This window comes from Paraburkholderia sp. SIMBA_053 (assembly GCF_046534895.1).
Taxonomy (GTDB): domain Bacteria; phylum Pseudomonadota; class Gammaproteobacteria; order Burkholderiales; family Burkholderiaceae; genus Paraburkholderia; species Paraburkholderia caledonica.
The window spans coordinates 1-244 of the sequence record NZ_JAWRXU010001479.1; the positions used below are offsets into that span (position 1 = coordinate 1).

Annotated in this window: 1 protein-coding gene; it reads left to right on the plus strand. The window is 68.0% G+C overall.

The features are described from left to right. On the plus strand, positions 1–244 hold a 244-nt coding region (locus SB753_RS40525), incomplete at both ends, for a LysR substrate-binding domain-containing protein (RefSeq protein ID WP_410805609.1).

Consider the following 244-nt stretch of genomic DNA (forward strand, 5'->3'; position numbering starts at 1 on the left):
GGGCGGCTCGCTCTACACGCCCGCGCTTGCCACGTTCCGCCAGCGCTACCCGAAGATCGAGCTGAAGCTGTTCGAGCAGGGCTCGCGCGCCATCGAGACGGCGCTCATCAACGGCGAGCTGGAACTCGGCGGCGTGCTGCAGCCGGTGGACCCCGCCAATATCGACGTGCTGCCGATCACTCGTCAATTGCTCTGGCTCGTCGCGCGCACCGGCTCGCCCTGGGACGAATTGCGCGAAGTGCCG